This window comes from Deinococcus depolymerans (assembly GCF_039522025.1).
In the GTDB taxonomy this organism is placed as follows: domain Bacteria; phylum Deinococcota; class Deinococci; order Deinococcales; family Deinococcaceae; genus Deinococcus; species Deinococcus depolymerans.
In genome coordinates this window covers 294822-310409 of the sequence record NZ_BAAADB010000003.1, presented here as the reverse complement: position 1 = coordinate 310409, position 15588 = coordinate 294822, and the positions used below count along the sequence as shown (strand labels likewise).

Below are 15588 nucleotides of genomic sequence, written 5' to 3'. Positions count from 1 at the left end.
CGGCGCCCACCCCCGCAGCGGAGGGTGGGCGCCGCCGTGAGGTTCAGCCGAGGCGTTCCACGGCGCGGGCAGCGAGGACGTCCACGAGGTGCGCGCGGTACTCGGCGCTGGCGAAGCGGTCGCCGAGCAGGTCGCCCGCCTCGACCAGTCCGGTGGGGACGGCCTGGGAGGAGTTCACGGCGTCTTCCAGTTTGGTCAGGCGGTGGGCTTTCTCGGCGGCGCCGGTGTACGCGGCGCGGACCTCGCCGCTGGCGTGCCGCGCGACGGCGACGCCCACGACGGCGTAGTGGCTGGCGGGGTGGCGGAACTTCTCGTACGCGCTCGCCTGCGTGGTGGCGGGAATGCGGATGTGGGTCAGGAGTTCGCCCGGCTGCACGGCACTCTCGAACATCCCGACGAACATGTCGTCGGCGTCCACGGTGCGTTCGCCGCCGGGGCCGCGGATGACGAACTGCACGCCCAGTGCCAGCGCGGCGGCCGGGTAGTCGGCGCTGGGGTCGGCGTGCGCCAGACTGCCGCCGATGGTGCCCCGGTTGCGGACCATGGGGTCACCGACCCACCCGGCCACCTCGGGGAACAGCGGGAGGTCGCTGCGCAGCACTTCGGCGTGGGTGGTCATGGCGCCCACCACGTACCAGTCGCCGTCGCGGGTAATCCCTTTCATTTCCTGAATGCCCCAGATGTCCAGCAGGGCGGGCGGCTGCGCCAGCCGGAGTTTCATGGCGGGCAGCAGGCTGTGACCCCCGGCGATGAGTTTCAGATCGGGGTTCGCGGCGAGCGCAGCGATGGCCTGATCGACACTGTCGGCTTTCTGGTACTCGAAGTTGGCTGGATACATGAATCCCTCCGGGATGGGGTTGATGGGTGAAAGGTGACAGTTGATAGAGAAGGTTGGCGGTTTCTATCAACCATCAACCTTCACCTGTCAACGCCTTAGTCGTCGGCGGCCTGCGGCTGGTTGCGGGCGTCCCTGATGGCCTTCCAGACTTTCTCGGCGGTGTAGGGCATGTCGAGGTGCGCGATGCCGCACTCGTGCCACAGGGCGTCCATGACGGCGTTGGCGACGGCGGCGGTGCTGGCGATGGTGCCGGCCTCGCCGATGCCCTTGACGCCCAGGGGGTTGTGGGGGCTGGGGGTGACGGTGTGCCCGAGCTGGAAGGTGGGCACGTCGTCGGCGCGGGGCATGGCGTACTCCATGTACGTGCCGGCCAGCAGGTTGCCGTCCTCGTCGTACGCGGCGTCTTCCAGCAGCGCCTGTCCCATGCCCTGCGTGATGCCGCCGTGCACCTGTCCCTCGGCGATCAGGGGGTTGATCAGGGGGCCGCAGTCGTCGATGCAGCCGTAGTTGCGGAGTTTCACGTGGCCGGTGTCGGTGTCGATCTCGACGACGGCGATGTGCGTGCCGAAGGGGTACACGAAGTTCTTGGGGTCGTAGAAAGCGGTGGCTTCCAGGCCGGGTTCGAGGTCCTCGGGGTAGTTGTGCGCCAGGTGGGCCATCAGGGAGATGTCGAAGAAGGTCTTGCTCTTCTCGGGCGCGCCCTTGATGCGGAACACGCCGCCCTCGTGCTCGATGTCGTCCACGCTGGCTTCCAGGAGGTGCGCGGCGATCTTCTTCATCTTGGTGGTGATCTTCTGCAGCGCGACTTTCAGGGCGCTGCCGCCCACCGCTGCCGAGCGGCTGCCGTAGGTGCCCCAGCCGTAGGGCATGCGGCCGGTGTCACCGTGGATCAGGTCGATGTCCTCGATGGGAATCTGGAGTTCGTCGGCGGCGATCTGCGGGAACGCGGTCTCGTGGCCCTGGCCGTGGCTGTGGCTGCCGGTGTACAGTTCGACCTTCCCGGTGGGGTGCACGCGCACGAGGCTCGATTCCCACTGTCCGGCCTGCGCGCCGAGCTGCCCGACGAGGGCGCTGGGGGCCAGTCCGCAGGCTTCGAGGAACGAGATCAGGCCGACGCCCAGGATCTTGTTGCTGCCTTTCATGCGCTGCTGTTCCTCGCGCAGGGCCGGGTAGTTCATCATGGTCATGGCCTTGTCGAGGGCCGGTTCGTAGTTGCCGCTGTCGTACACGAGGGCTACGGGCGTCTGGTACGGGAACTCGTCGGCCTGGATGAAGTTCTGGCGGCGCAGTTCGGCGGGGTCCATGTTCAGTTCGTGCGCGGCGATGTCCACGATCCGCTCGACGAGGTACGTGGCCTCGGGGCGGCCGGCGCCGCGGTAGGCGTCGACAGGCACGGTGTTCGTCATGACGCCCGTGACCTTCGCGTGAATGGCGGGGATCTTGTACACGCCGTTCAGCAGCGTGGCGTACAGGTAGGTGGGCACGGCGGGCGCGAACAGCGTCTGGTACGCGCCGAGGTTCGCCAGGGTGTTCACGCGGAAGCCCAGGATCTTGCCCTCGTTGCTCAGGGCCAGTTCGGCCTCGGTTTCGTGGTCGCGGCCCTGCGCGTCACTGACGAAGGCCTCGGAGCGGCGCGCGGTCCACTTGACGGCGCGGCCCAGCAGCCTCGCGGCGAGCAGCACGATGACTTCCTCCTGGTACTGGAAGATCTTGGTGCCGAAGCCGCCGCCCACGTCGGGGGAAATCACGCGCAGTTTGTGTTCGGGGATGCTCATCACGAACGCCGCGAGGATCAGGCGGTGAATGTGGGGGTTCTGGCTGGTGGTGTACAGCAGGTACTCGCCGCTGGCGGGCGTGAACTGCGCGAGGCTGCTGCGCGGCTCGATGGGGTTGGCGATCAGGCGGTGGTTCTTGAGTTTCACGCTGACCCGGCGGGGCGCGGCCTTGAAGGCCTCGTTGGTGGCGGCCTCGTCCCCGATCTCGAAGTTGAAGGCCACGTTGCCGGGTACGTCGTCGTGCACCAGGGGCGCGCCCTCTTTCAGGGCGGCGCTGGCGGTGGAGACGGCAGGCAGCGCGTCGTAGTCGACTTCCAGGGCGGCGGCGGCGTCCTCGGCCTGCGCGCGGGTCTCGGCGATCACGACGGCCACGATGTCGCCCACGTGGTTGGCTTCATGCAGGGCGATGGCGGGGTGCGCGGGGGTTTTCAGGTCCGGCAGCAGCCACCCGACCGGGATGCTGCCCAGCCCGGCGTCCGCGACGTCCTGCCCGGTCAGCACGTGCACCACGCCGGGCAGGCCCGTCACGGAGTCCTTGTTGATGCCGCTGATCTTCGCGTGCGCGTAGGGACTGCGGACCATCGCGGCGTGCAGCATGCCGGGAATGACGATGTCGTCGGTGTAGTTGCCGGTGCCCGTGATGAAGCGCGGGTCTTCCTTGCGCTTGAGTGCCTGTCCGAAGTACTTCTCGGTTCTGGTATCGCTCATGGGGTGATGCCTCCCTGGGAGTGGGCTGTGGGCTCTGAGCTGTGGCCTGTGAGCTGTGGGCTGTGGGCTGTGAGGAAGCGGCGCGTGGGCTCTGAGCTCACGGCTCAGAGCTCATGGCCCCCGGATTCAGTCGTCGGCGGCCTGACTGGCGCCCTGCATGGCGCTCGCGGCGTGCTGCACGGCCCGGACGATGTTGTGGTACCCGGTGCAGCGGCAGTAGTTGCCTTCGAGGTGGTGGCGGATCTGGTCCTCGGTGGGGTTGGGGGTGTGCCTGAGCAGTTCGGCGGAGCTCATGATCATGCCGGGCGTGCAGAAGCCGCACTGCAGGCCGTGTTCCTCCCAGAAGCCGGTCTGGAGGGCGTGCAGGTCCGCGACCGTGCCGATGCCCTCGATGGTGGTGACGTCCATGCCGTCGGCCTGCACGGCGAGCAGCGTGCAGCTCTTCACGGCGTCGCCGTTCACGTGGACGGTGCAGGCGCCGCACTGGCTGGTGTCGCAGCCGACGTGCGTGCCGGTCAGCAGGAGTTCCTCGCGCAGGAAGTGAACGAGGAGGGTTCGGGGCTCCACGTCGCGGGTGTAGGACTTGCCGTTCACGGTCAGGGTGACGTTCATGCGGGCCTCCGGTGAGACTGCGGGGTGCGTGGGGGCGGCTGCCTGTGACCGGCCGCCAGGACTGGATTGTGTGACGCGTTCATTGAAACACAAAAAAGGTTGGAAAAGGGTGCCGGGGTCCGCCCGGGCGGCGCGTGGTAGCCTGAAACGGTCAGCAGAGAAAGGCAGTGTCGCCCCGGACCGGGTGGGGGCGTGACCGGGCGGCGCAGGCCGGTGGGACCGGGGAGGGTGTGCGCGTGGGCATGAACGAGCGACTCGTACTGGAAAGGCAGCGCCGCGTGACGGCCTGGCAGCGGTTCGTGTCGCGCGGCGTTCCGGACCGGAGCGTTCCGGCGGGCGTGCTGGCCTCGTGGGCGCGGTCGGCCGCGTCGGTCCCGGCGGACCGGGTGTCGGCCCCGGTGTCGGATCAGGCGCCCGCCTGGACGGGGTCGCCGCTGGAGTTCGCCACGCGGGACCTGCGGCCGGAACTGATGGCGCTGGCGCAGGACGGTGACCTGATGGTGGCGCTGGCCGACGCGCGCGGGCAGCTGCTCTGGACGGCCGGCAGCGCGCGCATGCAGCGGCTGGGGCAGGCGCTGAATTTCGTGCCGGGCGGCCACTGGGACGAGGGCAGCGTGGGCACGAACGCGCTGGCGCTGGCGCTGCGCGAGCGGACGGCGGTGCGGGTGTTCGCCGCCGAGCATTACGTGCAGGCGGTCCACGACTGGGTGTGTTACGGCGCGCCGCTGCGGGACGCGCAGGGAACGCTGCTGGGCGTCCTGAACCTGAGTACCGTGTGGGAGCAGAGCACGCCGCTGGGCCTGGCGAGCGCGCAGCATTACGCGCAGCGCATCGAGGCGCAGCTGGCGCAGGGGCCGCAGGTGACGCTGCGGGTGCGGCTGTGCGGGACGCCGCTGGTGCAGCTGGGCGGGCGCTGCCTGCACCTGACCCCCCGGCAGCTGGAGTTGCTGGCGGTCCTGGCGCTGCACCCGGAGGGCCTGACGCTGGACGCCCTGCACGCGCACGTGTACGGGGACGCGCCCATCACGTCCAGCACCCTGAAGTCCGAGGTCAGCACCCTGCGGGGCCTGCTGGGCGGGCAGATCGCGTCGCGGCCGTACCGGCTGTCGGTGCCGGTGGAGCTGGATGTGACGCGGCTGGAGGGGCTGCTGCTGGCCGGGGCGCTGGACGGGGCGCTGGATCTGTTCGACGGGCCGCCGCTGCCGTTGAGCGAGTCGCCGCTGCTGTCGTACTGGCGGTCGTACCTGGACGGGGCGCTGCGGCGCGCGGTGTGCGGGCGGCGGGATCCGGCGTTGCTGTGGCGGTACGCGGCGCGCTTCGATGACCTGGAGGCGTTGGCGCTGCTGGAGTCGCTGCTGGAGGCGGGCGACGCGCGGCGGGAGGTGGTGCGGGCGCGCCGCGCGGCCCTGCTGGCCGTGCGCTAGCGCCGGCGTGTGGCGTCCCTGCCCGGACAGCGGGTGTCGGCGGGGGCCTGCGGTCCGGGCGGGGGCGCGTGGAGGCGGAGCGTTCGGGCGGGGGCTGTCCGGGGCGCCGGACAGCGGGCCGTGGGGGGTGATCAGGGCTCCGGGACGCTGGATGGGGCATTGTGGTTGTTCCTGCGTTGTGCGGGGGGGTCTTCATGGTGTTGTGATGGAGCGGGTCACGCAAGTCCGATTTGGTGTAGGATGTACACTGTTGCCGATTCGGGACGTGTGGTTCCGACGGTGTTTGCGGGGGAGTAGGCCGACCGCCCACAGAACTCGTGAATTCGTTCACAGGAGATTGACATGAAGACCCTCATCCTCGGTGCTGGTTACTCCGGCCTTGCTGTCGCCACGAAAATGAAACCCGCGCCCGGACTCGAAGCGCTGATGGTCGAGCAGAACGCCTACCACACCTTCGAAACCCGCCTCCACGAGGCCGCCGCACACAACACCCGCGTCACCCTGCCCCTGGCCCCGCTGCTGCGCGGCACCGGCGTGAACCTCGAACAGGCCCAGGTCGAAGGCGTGAACCTCGACGACCGTGAAGTCACCCTGAAAGACGGCCGCGTCCTCACCTACGACACCCTGGTCGTCGGGCTGGGCAGCGTCACCAACTTCTACCGCATTCCCGGCCTGGCCGAGAACGCCGCCGAACTCAAGCAGCTCAGCGACGCCGACGACATCTTCAACTTCGTCAACCGCGCCTACACCACCGAGTACCAGGGCAACCGCGACATCGTCGTCGGCGGCGCGGGCCTGACCGGCGTGGAACTCGTCACGGAACTCGCGCAGCGCGCCCAGCTGCTCAGCAAGGAACGCGGCCTGCCCCCCTTCAACATCTACCTCGTCGAGGCCGGTCCCAAGATCCTCCCGATCCTCGACGACGGCCTGCGCGCCAAGGCCCAGAAAACCCTCGAGGAGTACGGCATCCACATCCTCGTCGGGCACCGCCTGATGCAGGCCACCGCCGACAGCGTCACCGTGCAGACCGCCGACGGCGAACAGAAGGTCATCGGCGCCGGCAAGATCATCTGGACCGGCGGCATCCAGGCCCGCGACATCGTCCGGGGCGAGAAGCTGGAAAAAGGCCCCGGCGGCCGCATCGCCGTGGACGACAAACTCCGCGCCAAGGGCTACCCCGACGTGTTCATCATCGGTGACATGGGCCTGGCCCTCAACCAGGAAGGCAAACCCGTCCCCACCACCGCCCAGCACGCCGGACAGCAGGGCCGCCTGACCGGCAAGAACATCATGCGAATGGTCAAGGGTGAGGAACTCGAAGCCTACGAACCCACCACCCTGGGCGAATTCGTCAGCCTGGGCGGCCTGATGGCCGTCGGCTGGATGAAACTCCCCTGGAACCAGAAGCTCGCCATCACCGGCGGCATCGCCCACGTCATGAAACGCGCGAGCGAATGGCGCTGGCGCGTCAGCATCGACTGAAGCCAGTTCGTTCCCCAGGACCCCCGAGCCCCCACGTGGCGCCGGGGGTCTCTTTCGCGCGGTAGGCCCTCTGGCCTACCCTCCACACCTGCGGTCTCCGGCTGTTTCCCCGGCATCTACACTCGGGTCATGCGCCTTCCCCTCCTGCTGATCCTGGCCCTGCCCGCCGCGCTGGCCTCGTGCAGCGGCATGTTCGAAGCCCACAACGAGAAACGCGCCCGGCAACTCCGGCACGACAACGCCCTGTACTTCCGGACGCAGTGCGTCACGGCCCTCGAACGCGCCCGCGCCACCGCCACGCCCCAGCAACTGCCCGCCGGACTGAACGGCCAGCCCTGCACCTCAGCCCTGCTGGGCGACTACGCCCTGAGCGCCGACATGGCCGCCACCGTCAAGGCGAGCGCCGTGACCCTGGACCCCCGGCGCCTGAGCGACTACACCGTCACCGTCACCAGCCTGAACGACGAAACGTTCCGCTACGTGGACCGTGGCGACGCCGAAGCGGCCGCGGAGCAGGCCGGCACGTACACCGAACCCGCCCCCGACGTGACCAGCGAGAACACCGACAGCAGCACCCTGAACGTGGAAGAGCAGACGCCCTGACCACCGGGAATCCCCTGAATCCGGATCAGTCCAGCCAGGGAAACCCCCACGGATCGGCCGCGCAACGGGCGTCGACCGTGGCGGCGTCGTGCAATCGCACCGGCAGGGGAAAGTCGGCCGGCGTGACCGGCACCGACAGCAGTGGCCGGACAGGCTGCGGGCAGATCAGGTGCGGTTCGCGCACCCGTCCCAGACCCGGCCAGTCATAGTCCGGCATCCGCTCGAAGCCGTCTGGTGGCAGGACGTACACGAAGCCGGTCGAGAGCAGTTCCTGACCACCCGTCACGGTCAGGTCCGGTTGTGGGGCCAGAGACAGGAAGTACCGTGTCTCGCTCCAACTGCCCGTCTGCTGCACCTGCAGGGCAGCGTTCACCATGCGCTTCACCCGACTGCGCTCCCGCAGGGCGTACATCAAGGCCCACAGCGCGTCGGAGGTGGCGAACACGCCCGTACGTTTGCTGAAGTCGTCGGCGCTCAGGTCATGCGGCGTGCGCGGCTCGAAGACGGTCAGTCCGGCCTGCGGGGAGCCGTGGAACAGGACGCCCTGCCCCTGAAGCCAGCGCAGGAACAGCCAGCGGGGTGTCTCGGGCGGCAGGAGCGCCGGGTCGCAGGCGTCCCACGCGGCCTGGAATGCGGTGGTGGCAGATTCGGAGAGGGTGGTCTGCGGGGCGGTCAGCATCCAGGGGCGCATGGATCCAGTGTGGCCGTTCAGTCCCTCCGGTGCATCGGCCACCCACTACATAGACAGACTGGGCTTGACAGCGAGCCAACCAAGGCAGACTATGTAGACAGACATAGCTATGCAGGGGCGGCAACCACGCGGGACGCCACGCGGCCAAAGCCCCACACCGGAGCACCCATGAACCCAGACCTGCTGCGCGGCAACCTCGACCTGATCCTCCTGACCCTCCTCGAACAGCAGCCCCTGTACGGCTTCGCGATCATCCAGGCCGCCCGCGACCGCACCGGCGGGTACTTCGACTTCAAGGAAGGCAGCCTCTACCCCGCCCTGCACCGCCTGGAAGCCGAGGGGCTGCTCGCCGCGCAGCACGGCGAAACCGGCCGCAACGGCAAACCCCGCAAGTACTACGCCATCACCGACCGGGGCCGCGACACCCTGAACGCCAAACGCCAGGAATTCGCCGCCTTCACCGGCGCCGTGCAGCAGCTCGGCCGGAACGGCACATGACCACCGCCGCCCACACCACCCCCCGCGCCCTGACCGCGTACCTGCGGCGCGCCACCTGGGGCCTGCCGGAGGCGCGCCGCCAGGAACTCTGGGACGAACTCGAAGAGCACGTCCTGACGCGCGCCGACCACCTGATCCTGACCGGCCTCACCCCCACTCAGGCCACCGCCCAGGCAATCCATGAACTCGGGCCACCCGCCCGCGTGACCCTGGGCATGGCAAAGGTGTACACCATGCCGAAACTCATCCTGGCCACCACAACCCTCGCCCTCGGCATCAGCGCCGGACTCTACGCCCTCGCGGGTAGCGGCGCGACCAGCACGACCCTCACCGTCGTCCGGCAGGCACCCGTCAAGCCGAGCTGCGCGCGCGGCACCAAACCCTCCGGAGACAACATCACCATCGTCAGTGAAAAAGGCGGCGTTACCTGTTACACCTTCAATGACAACGGGGTGAACAAGGGTGTCTTCCTGAAAGGCACCGACGTCACCCGAGCCCTGGATGCCCAGGGGATCACGCTCAGCCGGGATGGCCGGTCGCTGACCCTGGGGGGCACTTCAGTCAACGCGCGGTTTACCCGTCACGGCGCGGCGTTCTTCGAGGCCAGCAGCGTCGTCAACCTGCTGGTCCAGGCCCGTTCCGTACGCTTCAGCGGGTACACCTCCCCACGCATGCAGGTGGGCAACGCCACCCTCCTGCTGAATGCAGGCCCGGAGGACATCGGGGCTGCGTTCTACAACTCCAGCAACAGCGTGTTCCTGTCGGCGCTGACCGGCCAGCCCATCTGGGGCAGTTACTTTGTCGAGGAAAAGACCGGCCCTGAACACCTGATCTCGACGGGACTCAGGGCGGGTGAGGCCGTCATGCTCGTCACCAGTCGCGGCGGCACGCACTTCATGGTGGACACCGGCAAGGTGGACACCCAGGGGCGGCTGAGCGTCCACAGTCAGGACCGGCAGCTCCGGTTCGTCTCCAGCCTCGATCAGCTCGGGCCGTACCTGTCCGGGGGCCGCCGCAGCGCCCTGCTCGTGCGGATCACGAACCTGCCCCTGAACGACCTTCGATCCGGCGTGTTCGTGCCTGCCCAGGCGACCTCGGACGCCCGCTAACCCTCGTCCCCACTGCGCCCGGTCCATTCTTCCAGGAGGTACTGGAGTCTGGTCTGGGCGTTCTCCTGACTGCCGTACACGCTGCGGATCAGGTCGCCGCCGGGCGCGAAGGCGAGCCAGTGGGGGGTGCCTTCGGTGTGCCAGTGCCGGGCGAGGGTGCCGCTGAGGTCGAGGGCGACGGGGAACGGGAGTTTCGCGTAGGTCTGCGCGAATTTTTTCAGGGTGGGTTCGACGTCCCCTCTGGGCAGGAGGCGGTGTCCGTGGCTGGTGTGCACGGCCAGCAGGTGCACGGCGTCGCCGAATTCGGCATGCAGGCGTTTGAGGAACGGGATACCGCGCGAGACGCAGCCGGGGCATTCGAGGTTGAAGGTCATGACGAGGCCGGGCCGCGCCCAGTCCTGTGGTGGGGGGAGGGGGTCGCCGTGGACGAAGTCGGTGGGGGCGGGCCAATCCATGCAGGCAGCGTACTGGACTGGCGGGGCGGTCCTATGCTGGGCGCATGAAGCGTTTCGTGATGATTGCGGCGGTGCTGGGCGTGGCGGTGGCGGGCGTGACCCAGGCGGCGACGGTGGCCGGGGTGAAGAAGAAGGGCGTGCTGGTGCTGGGGACGGATCCGACGTTCGCGCCGTTCGAGTTCAAGGGGCCGGACGGGACGATTCAGGGCTTCGAGATCGATATCGCGCGGGCGGTGGCGAAGGACCTGGGCGTGCGGCTCGAGATCCGCGCGGTGGGGTTCGGGGCGCTGATGCCGCAGGCGGTCACGTCGGGCCGGGTGGACATGGCGATCAGTGCGATCACGATCACGCCCGAGCGGGCGAAGGTCGTGTCGTTCAGCAATCCGTACTTCCGGTCGGCGCAGGTGTTCATCGTGCGGGCCGGGAATCCCGGGAAGTTCGCGTGGCCTGCGAGCGTGAAGGGGAAGGTGATCGGCGTGCAGGGGAACACGACCGGGCAGTTCGTGGCGAACGACACGCTGAAACCCAGGGGCGCGGCGCTGAAGGTGTACGACGATTTCGCGGCGGGACTGGCGGACGTCCGGGCGGGGCGGATCGCGGCGCTGGTGGGAGACGCGCCGACGGTGGACGACCTGAAAAAGCGCCTGCCGGGGCAGTTCGAGCAGGCCGGGAAGGACCTGGCCGCCGAGGATTACGGCATGGTGTTCGGCAAGGGCAGCGATCTGGCGGCCGCCGCGAACGGGACGCTGGCGCGACTGAAGGCCAGCGGGGAGTACCAGAACCTGCTGAAGAAGTGGATCGTGCAGAAGTAAGACGGGCTCGGATTGAAGGGGCTGCAAGCCGCTTCAATCCGAGCGGAGGCGACTCGTAGCGCTGCTCCGCAGAGGAGGAGAGAAACGGGTTCCGGGCGTGGAGTTGGCACCCCGGCGACGTTCCGGGTTGTTAACGGAACAGACGGAATCCTTATAAGACGGGCTCCGATGGCACGGTCGACCAAAACCGTTCGATCCGGGCGGTTGCAACCCGGAGAGCGGCCCGCAGGGTGGGAGAGGGACGGGGTGCGGGTCAGTGGCTGCTGAGCACGGCGACGCTGCCGAGGATCAGGGCGACGCCGGCCCAGGCGGTGGGGGTCAGGCGCACGCCGTCGATGCGGCGGCTGAGCAGGGCGGTGGTGACGATGCCCAGGCCGCCCCACGCGGCGTAGGCGACGGCGACGGGCATGTGCTGCACGGCGACGCCCAGCAGCGTGAATGCCAACAGGATCACGGCGACGGCGGCCAGTCCGGGTCGCCGGTGGCGGAACCCGTCGGATTTCTTGAGCAGGACGTTGGCCAGGACGTCGAGGGTGACGGCACCGACGATCAGCAGGATGGGCGTGGCGTTCATGCGCCCACCGGTTGGGTGGGGGGGCGTGTGCCGCGGTGCAGGAGGGCCGCGCCGACTCCCAGGGCAAGCATGGCGAGCAGCTGGGCGGGGCGCAGGTGTTCGCCGAGGATCAGGGCGCCCAGGCAGGTGATCAGGAGCAGTCCGGCGGCTTCCCAGACGGCGAAGGCCACGGCGACCGGAATCTGCCGGAACGCGCGGGACAGCAGCACGTAGGACGCGGCGAGCAGGGCGTACGTGAAGATCAGTTGCAGGCCGGGCGTGGCGGCAGTGGTGAACGGGGCGGTCGTGAACACCTTGAGGCTGAGGGTTCCTGTGACTTCCAGGGCAATGGCGGAGAGAAGCGCCGTCCAGGCGCGCATGGGGGAACACCGGTCCTTCCCCGCGTGGGCGGGGTGAGTTCGGGGGGCACGCCGGGCCGCGCGGGTGGCGGGTCCGGGTGTGCAGGGGGCACGTGCCGCTCCGTGCGAGGCGGGTGCGTGCCATACGGACTCCGGTTGAAGGGTTTGCAAAAACCGTTCAATCCGGGCGGACTCGTAGAGCTGCGGAGCAGAGCGGATTCCGGGCGTGGAGCTGGCAATCCGGTGAAGTTCCGGATTGTCGGCGAAACAGACGGAATCCGTATCAGGTGGCCTGGGTGGCTCCGGGGGGCGGGCGGTCCAGGCGGATGCTGAGTTGTGCGGCGCGGCTGGTGTTCGTCCAGGTGATGCACATGGTGGTTCACTCTTCCTGTGGCACCCGCCGGTGCGGGTGGGACCTCGTCCGCCGCGCTGGTGCGGGGCAGGGGCCCGGTCGAAGGGCAGGTCACGTTGACCCGCTGGTGTTCAGCTTACCGGGTCGGTATCAGCTGACCGTCTGCGCATTCACGTTTCGTGAACGGCCGGGGCGGGGCGGGCCGGGTGTGGGGCGTCCGTCCGCGCGTGATGGAGCGCGCCGGGGCTATGCTCGGGGGCGTGATGGTGTTCTGGTGGGTGTCTGGCGGTGCCGTTCGCTTGTTCCGTGCGGGGCGGAGTGCGTGTTGAACGAGGTGCTGGAGGGGTTCCGGGCGGTGCTGTCGGGGGAGTATCCTCGCCTGCTGCTGTCGGGTCTGGGCCTGACGCTGGCGGTGAGCGTGTGCGCCCTTGCCGTGTCGGTGCTGGTGGGGACGGCGCTGGGGGCATTGAGGGTGCTGCGCGTGCCGGTGCTGGGGCGGCTGGGGGACGCCTACGTGACGGTGGTGCGCGGCATTCCGCTGATCGTGCTGCTGTCGGTGGTGTACTACGGTCTGCCGACGCTGGGGGTGACCCTGCCGGATTTTCCGGCGGCGGTGCTCGCGCTGGGGCTGTACTCGGCGGCGTACACGAGTGAGATCGTGCGCGGCGGGATCAGCAGCGTTCCGGCGGGGCAGGCGGAGGCGGCGCGGAGTCTGGGGCTCAGCCGCGTTCAGGCGCTGCGCTTCGTGGTGCTGCCGCAGGCGTGGCGGGTGGCGCTGCCCGCACTGGGGAACGAGTTCATCAGCCTGATCCTGGGCAGCAGTCTGGCAAGCGCGGTGACGTTGCAGGAGCTGTTCAGTCAGGGGCGGTTCATCACGAACGCGACGTACCGGCAGTTCGAGGTGTACGCGGTGCTGGCGCTGGTGTATTTCGGGCTGACGTTCGCGCTGTCGCGGGTGGTGCGTGGGCTGGAGGCGCGCCTGAGTCGGGGCGTGACGTTGCCGGAACGCCGGGTGATCTGAAGGCAGGGCCGGTGAATCGAGGCGGCGTGGGTCGCCTTTTTGCCTGCCGTTTTTCGCATGGCGGTAGGGGTTGTGGCCTGCTGCACGCCTGGGGTGAGGTCGGCGATCTGGCGTGTGCGCCCTGCATGAGGTGGCGCATTCCCCCCTACGCTCATTCTGTTATTTGCTAAATACATGACATTGTTCTATACTTTACATAGTCGTCAGGGCACCCCCGACCGACCCTGAATTCTCCGATTCAATCTGCGTTCCACCCGGACCCTTCACCCCAGCGATGCCGGAGGTGAACGGCGTTCCACGCCCACTGGCGGCCCGAAGCGGGTGACATCCCGCTCTGGTGGCCGCGCCACCTCCCCCACCCACAGTCGGCCCAGACCATCCGGCACCCCACGGACACCGGACAGGCCGCGACTGGAACTTTGTTATGTTTTCAGCGTATTTTTTGATCTGGATCTTCCGCCTGCTCAGCAATACCGCCCATGTGCCGAGCTCGCCGTTCCTGGCAGGTGACGAAGATCGGCCCCGTGGTTAGCCAAAGCCCGCTACTCTCTCGCTGTGGCTGATCCCCTCATCCCGCTCCGTCAACTGCTCCTCCGTGACGACGCAGAGGGAACGCTGAGGCACCTGATCCGGGCGGCACAACACGCCCACAGAGCGGCAGACGTCCTCCCACTCATCGCGGCCCTGCCGGAGGTGCCGCAGGACTGGCTCAGGAGCGAACTGGGCGGTCTCGCCCTGGCCTGGCTTTCCTTCCGGGGCATGCAGCACCGCCAGCTCGACGACCTGCTGGACACCCGACCGGCCGAACAGCTCCTGCCGTTCCGGGCGCACCTGCACCTGATTCACCGGCGCAGCGAAGTGGCCCTGAACCTCGCGCGCTTCAGCGTCCTGCAGGCACCCGACGGCCCCACCCGTTCGCTGACCCTCACGCAACTGGCGGGTGCGGCCGCCATGCTCGATCACCCCCACTGGAAGGAGCTGTACCGGTTTCAGATTGCTGAGTCCCTCCCCTTCTACCGGGGCATGGCCCGCGTTCAGTTCGCTTTCGACCTGCAACAGCACTTGGAACTGGGCGAGGCGACCAGCGAACTCACGTGGGCGCTGGGTGACCTGCGGCACGACCCGACGACCTCCACCTACGTCTACCGGACGCTCGTGTCCATCGCCCTCGACACCAACCAACCGGGCGCAGCGCTCAAGACCCTGCGGAAGGCGGAATCGGTAGCTCAGGATGGCCTGCTCTCCTCAGAGCTGTTCCTGTCACGGGTCCTGCTGACCGTGAGCCTGGCTCAGTACCCCATCACGGTCCACACGGCCATCTCGGCCCGCGAGCACGCCTCGGCTCCTGATCGGCTGGCCTCGACGCTGGTCATGGGTGCAAAGGCCCTGGCCCTCATGGGGCAGACGTTCGAGGCCGTCCTCATGGCGCAGGAGGCGGCCGCCCTGCACCGGGTGCTGGACTCGGGTCGGCACGCGATCCTCAACCACCTGACGCTGGCGTACCTGCACGCGGGGGATCTGCCGCGCGCCCAGGAAGCCCTGAGCCGCGCGGACAGTTACGCGCAGCATGCCGGAACCCTCTCGTGGCTGGCCCGCGCGGAGTGCGCCCGGCAGGCGGGGGGCGAGCCGCTGCCGCCGGGCGACGGCATCCGCGCGCAGCTGGCGACGCTGCGGTGGTCATGGGTGCGCGCGTACCTGCCCGCGCTGCTGGAGCAGTACGGGGTGGTGACGTTCACGCCGCCGGAGTGGACGGTGCGGGTCAGTCTGGCCGGGCCGGTGCGGGTGTGGATGTCCGGGGACGAGTTGCCGCTGCGTTCGACGCGGCCCGAGGCGGGCCTGCTGGCGCTGCTGGTGACGGCGGGGGGGCAGGTGTCGCGCGAGCGGGCGCTGGACGCGCTGGACCTGCCGGGCAGGACACCGACCGCGCGGCGCAAGGCGCTGAGTGCGGCGGCGGCGGCGCTGCGTGGGCTGCTGGGCTGGCCGCAGGCGCTGAGCGTGGACGGGGGCGTGCTGCGACTGTCGGACGGGCCGCGCTGGGAGGAGCCCACGCTGCCGGAGCGGGGACGGGAGGATTTCTTCTGCGAGGGCCGCTTCGACCCGTGGGTGCTGGAGTGGCGGGAGGAGCGGGCCCTGGCCGGCGTACCGGAGTGATACGGACTCCGATTGAATGGGCTGCAAGGCCCGTTCAATCCGAGCGAAGCGAGTGGGAGCTGGGCGGGTTCCGGATTGTCGGCGAAACAAACGGAATCCGTATGACCCACTGCTGAGATTGCATTCTCAGAAACGTGGACGTTCT

General features: G+C 68.8%; 15 protein-coding genes. 8 read left to right on the top strand and 7 right to left on the bottom strand.

Annotation, left to right across the window (positions count from 1 at the left end; genetic code table 11):
• Window positions 1–43: 43 nt before the first annotated feature.
• The 3 genes from ABDZ66_RS01855 to ABDZ66_RS01845 all read right to left on the bottom strand — a co-directional run bounded on the left by ABDZ66_RS01855 (window position 44) and on the right by ABDZ66_RS01845 (window position 3933).
• Window positions 44–838 (bottom strand): FAD binding domain-containing protein, encoded by a 795-nt coding sequence (locus tag ABDZ66_RS01855; RefSeq protein WP_343755416.1) that lies wholly within the window; start codon window positions 836–838, stop codon window positions 44–46.
• 95 nt (window positions 839–933) lie between these two features.
• Window positions 934–3321: a xanthine dehydrogenase family protein molybdopterin-binding subunit gene (locus ABDZ66_RS01850; protein WP_343755414.1), complete on the bottom strand. Its 2388-nt coding sequence runs from the start codon at window positions 3319–3321 to the stop codon at window positions 934–936.
• Between the two features lie 126 nt (window positions 3322–3447).
• Window positions 3448–3933 (bottom strand): (2Fe-2S)-binding protein, encoded by a 486-nt coding sequence (locus tag ABDZ66_RS01845; RefSeq protein ID WP_343755412.1) that lies wholly within the window; start codon window positions 3931–3933, stop codon window positions 3448–3450.
• Window positions 3934–4175: 242 nt separating this feature from the next.
• On the opposite strand from ABDZ66_RS01845, the gene ABDZ66_RS01840 reads away from it, so the two are divergent.
• The 3 genes from ABDZ66_RS01840 (at window position 4176) to ABDZ66_RS01830 (ending at window position 7442) form a co-directional block, all read left to right on the top strand.
• Window positions 4176–5357: a transcriptional regulator gene (locus ABDZ66_RS01840; protein ID WP_343755410.1), complete on the top strand. Its 1182-nt coding sequence runs from the start codon at window positions 4176–4178 to the stop codon at window positions 5355–5357.
• A 342-nt stretch (window positions 5358–5699) separates the two neighbouring features.
• Window positions 5700–6839, top strand: a complete 1140-nt coding sequence (locus ABDZ66_RS01835; RefSeq protein ID WP_343755408.1) for an NAD(P)/FAD-dependent oxidoreductase — start codon at window positions 5700–5702, stop codon at window positions 6837–6839.
• A gap of 129 nt (window positions 6840–6968) precedes the next feature.
• Entirely contained in the window at window positions 6969–7442 is a 474-nt protein-coding gene (locus ABDZ66_RS01830; protein WP_343755406.1) for a hypothetical protein, read from the top strand.
• A gap of 25 nt (window positions 7443–7467) precedes the next feature.
• Here ABDZ66_RS01830 and ABDZ66_RS01825 read toward each other — a convergent pair whose 3' ends face one another.
• Window positions 7468–8133: a hypothetical protein gene (locus tag ABDZ66_RS01825; protein WP_343755404.1), complete on the bottom strand. Its 666-nt coding sequence runs from the start codon at window positions 8131–8133 to the stop codon at window positions 7468–7470.
• A gap of 168 nt (window positions 8134–8301) precedes the next feature.
• On the opposite strand from ABDZ66_RS01825, the gene ABDZ66_RS01820 reads away from it, so the two are divergent.
• Together ABDZ66_RS01820 and ABDZ66_RS01815 are read left to right on the top strand one after the other, a co-directional pair.
• Window positions 8302–8631 (top strand): PadR family transcriptional regulator, encoded by a 330-nt coding sequence (locus tag ABDZ66_RS01820; RefSeq protein ID WP_343755402.1) that lies wholly within the window; start codon window positions 8302–8304, stop codon window positions 8629–8631.
• The gene (locus tag ABDZ66_RS01815) at window positions 8628–9740 is read left to right on the top strand and encodes a permease prefix domain 1-containing protein (RefSeq protein WP_343755400.1); all 1113 of its coding nucleotides are present in this window, start codon (window positions 8628–8630) and stop codon (window positions 9738–9740) included. Before ABDZ66_RS01820 ends, ABDZ66_RS01815 begins: the two co-directional genes overlap by 4 nt.
• On the opposite strand, the gene ABDZ66_RS01810 is transcribed toward ABDZ66_RS01815, so the two are convergent.
• Window positions 9737–10195, bottom strand: a complete 459-nt coding sequence (locus tag ABDZ66_RS01810) for a TlpA family protein disulfide reductase (protein WP_343755398.1) — start codon at window positions 10193–10195, stop codon at window positions 9737–9739. The two genes, ABDZ66_RS01815 and ABDZ66_RS01810, sit on opposite strands and share 4 nt — an antisense overlap.
• A 44-nt stretch (window positions 10196–10239) precedes the next feature.
• On the opposite strand from ABDZ66_RS01810, the gene ABDZ66_RS01805 reads away from it, so the two are divergent.
• Window positions 10240–11007 carry an ABC transporter substrate-binding protein gene (locus ABDZ66_RS01805; protein ID WP_343755396.1) on the top strand — a complete coding sequence of 256 codons (768 nt, stop codon included), beginning with the start codon at window positions 10240–10242 and terminating at the stop codon, window positions 11005–11007.
• A 253-nt stretch (window positions 11008–11260) separates the two neighbouring features.
• On the opposite strand, the gene ABDZ66_RS01800 is transcribed toward ABDZ66_RS01805, so the two are convergent.
• Complete coding sequence (locus ABDZ66_RS01800; RefSeq protein ID WP_343755394.1) at window positions 11261–11581, bottom strand: SMR family transporter; 321 nt, start codon at window positions 11579–11581, stop codon at window positions 11261–11263.
• Window positions 11578–11940 carry an SMR family transporter gene (locus ABDZ66_RS01795; RefSeq protein WP_343755392.1) on the bottom strand — a complete coding sequence of 121 codons (363 nt, stop codon included), beginning with the start codon at window positions 11938–11940 and terminating at the stop codon, window positions 11578–11580. Before ABDZ66_RS01795 ends, ABDZ66_RS01800 begins: the two co-directional genes overlap by 4 nt.
• A gap of 653 nt (window positions 11941–12593) precedes the next feature.
• Here ABDZ66_RS01795 and ABDZ66_RS01790 point away from each other — a divergent pair.
• A complete protein-coding gene (locus tag ABDZ66_RS01790; protein WP_343755390.1) occupies window positions 12594–13292 on the top strand; it encodes an amino acid ABC transporter permease in 699 nt (232 codons plus the stop codon).
• Between the two features lie 555 nt (window positions 13293–13847).
• On the top strand, window positions 13848–15443 hold the full coding sequence (locus ABDZ66_RS01785; RefSeq protein WP_343755388.1) for an AfsR/SARP family transcriptional regulator: 1596 nt from the start codon (window positions 13848–13850) through the stop codon (window positions 15441–15443).
• Window positions 15444–15588: the final 145 nt, after the last annotated feature.

Bases quoted from the DNA above. Each gene is read 5' to 3' on its own strand.
- ABDZ66_RS01855 (WP_343755416.1), bottom strand. From the start codon at position 838: ATGTATCCAGCCAACTTCGAGTACCAGAAAGCCGACAGTGTCGATCAG.
- ABDZ66_RS01850 (WP_343755414.1), bottom strand. From the start codon at position 3,321: ATGAGCGATACCAGAACCGAGAAGTACTTCGGACAGGCACTCAAGCGC.
- ABDZ66_RS01845 (WP_343755412.1), bottom strand. From the start codon at position 3,933: ATGAACGTCACCCTGACCGTGAACGGCAAGTCCTACACCCGCGACGTG.
- ABDZ66_RS01840 (WP_343755410.1), top strand. From the start codon at position 4,176: ATGAACGAGCGACTCGTACTGGAAAGGCAGCGCCGCGTGACGGCCTGG.
- ABDZ66_RS01835 (WP_343755408.1), top strand. From the start codon at position 5,700: ATGAAGACCCTCATCCTCGGTGCTGGTTACTCCGGCCTTGCTGTCGCC.
- ABDZ66_RS01830 (WP_343755406.1), top strand. From the start codon at position 6,969: ATGCGCCTTCCCCTCCTGCTGATCCTGGCCCTGCCCGCCGCGCTGGCC.
- ABDZ66_RS01825 (WP_343755404.1), bottom strand. From the start codon at position 8,133: ATGCGCCCCTGGATGCTGACCGCCCCGCAGACCACCCTCTCCGAATCT.
- ABDZ66_RS01820 (WP_343755402.1), top strand. From the start codon at position 8,302: ATGAACCCAGACCTGCTGCGCGGCAACCTCGACCTGATCCTCCTGACC.
- ABDZ66_RS01815 (WP_343755400.1), top strand. From the start codon at position 8,628: ATGACCACCGCCGCCCACACCACCCCCCGCGCCCTGACCGCGTACCTG.
- ABDZ66_RS01810 (WP_343755398.1), bottom strand. From the start codon at position 10,195: ATGGATTGGCCCGCCCCCACCGACTTCGTCCACGGCGACCCCCTCCCC.
- ABDZ66_RS01805 (WP_343755396.1), top strand. From the start codon at position 10,240: ATGAAGCGTTTCGTGATGATTGCGGCGGTGCTGGGCGTGGCGGTGGCG.
- ABDZ66_RS01800 (WP_343755394.1), bottom strand. From the start codon at position 11,581: ATGAACGCCACGCCCATCCTGCTGATCGTCGGTGCCGTCACCCTCGAC.
- ABDZ66_RS01795 (WP_343755392.1), bottom strand. From the start codon at position 11,940: ATGCGCGCCTGGACGGCGCTTCTCTCCGCCATTGCCCTGGAAGTCACA.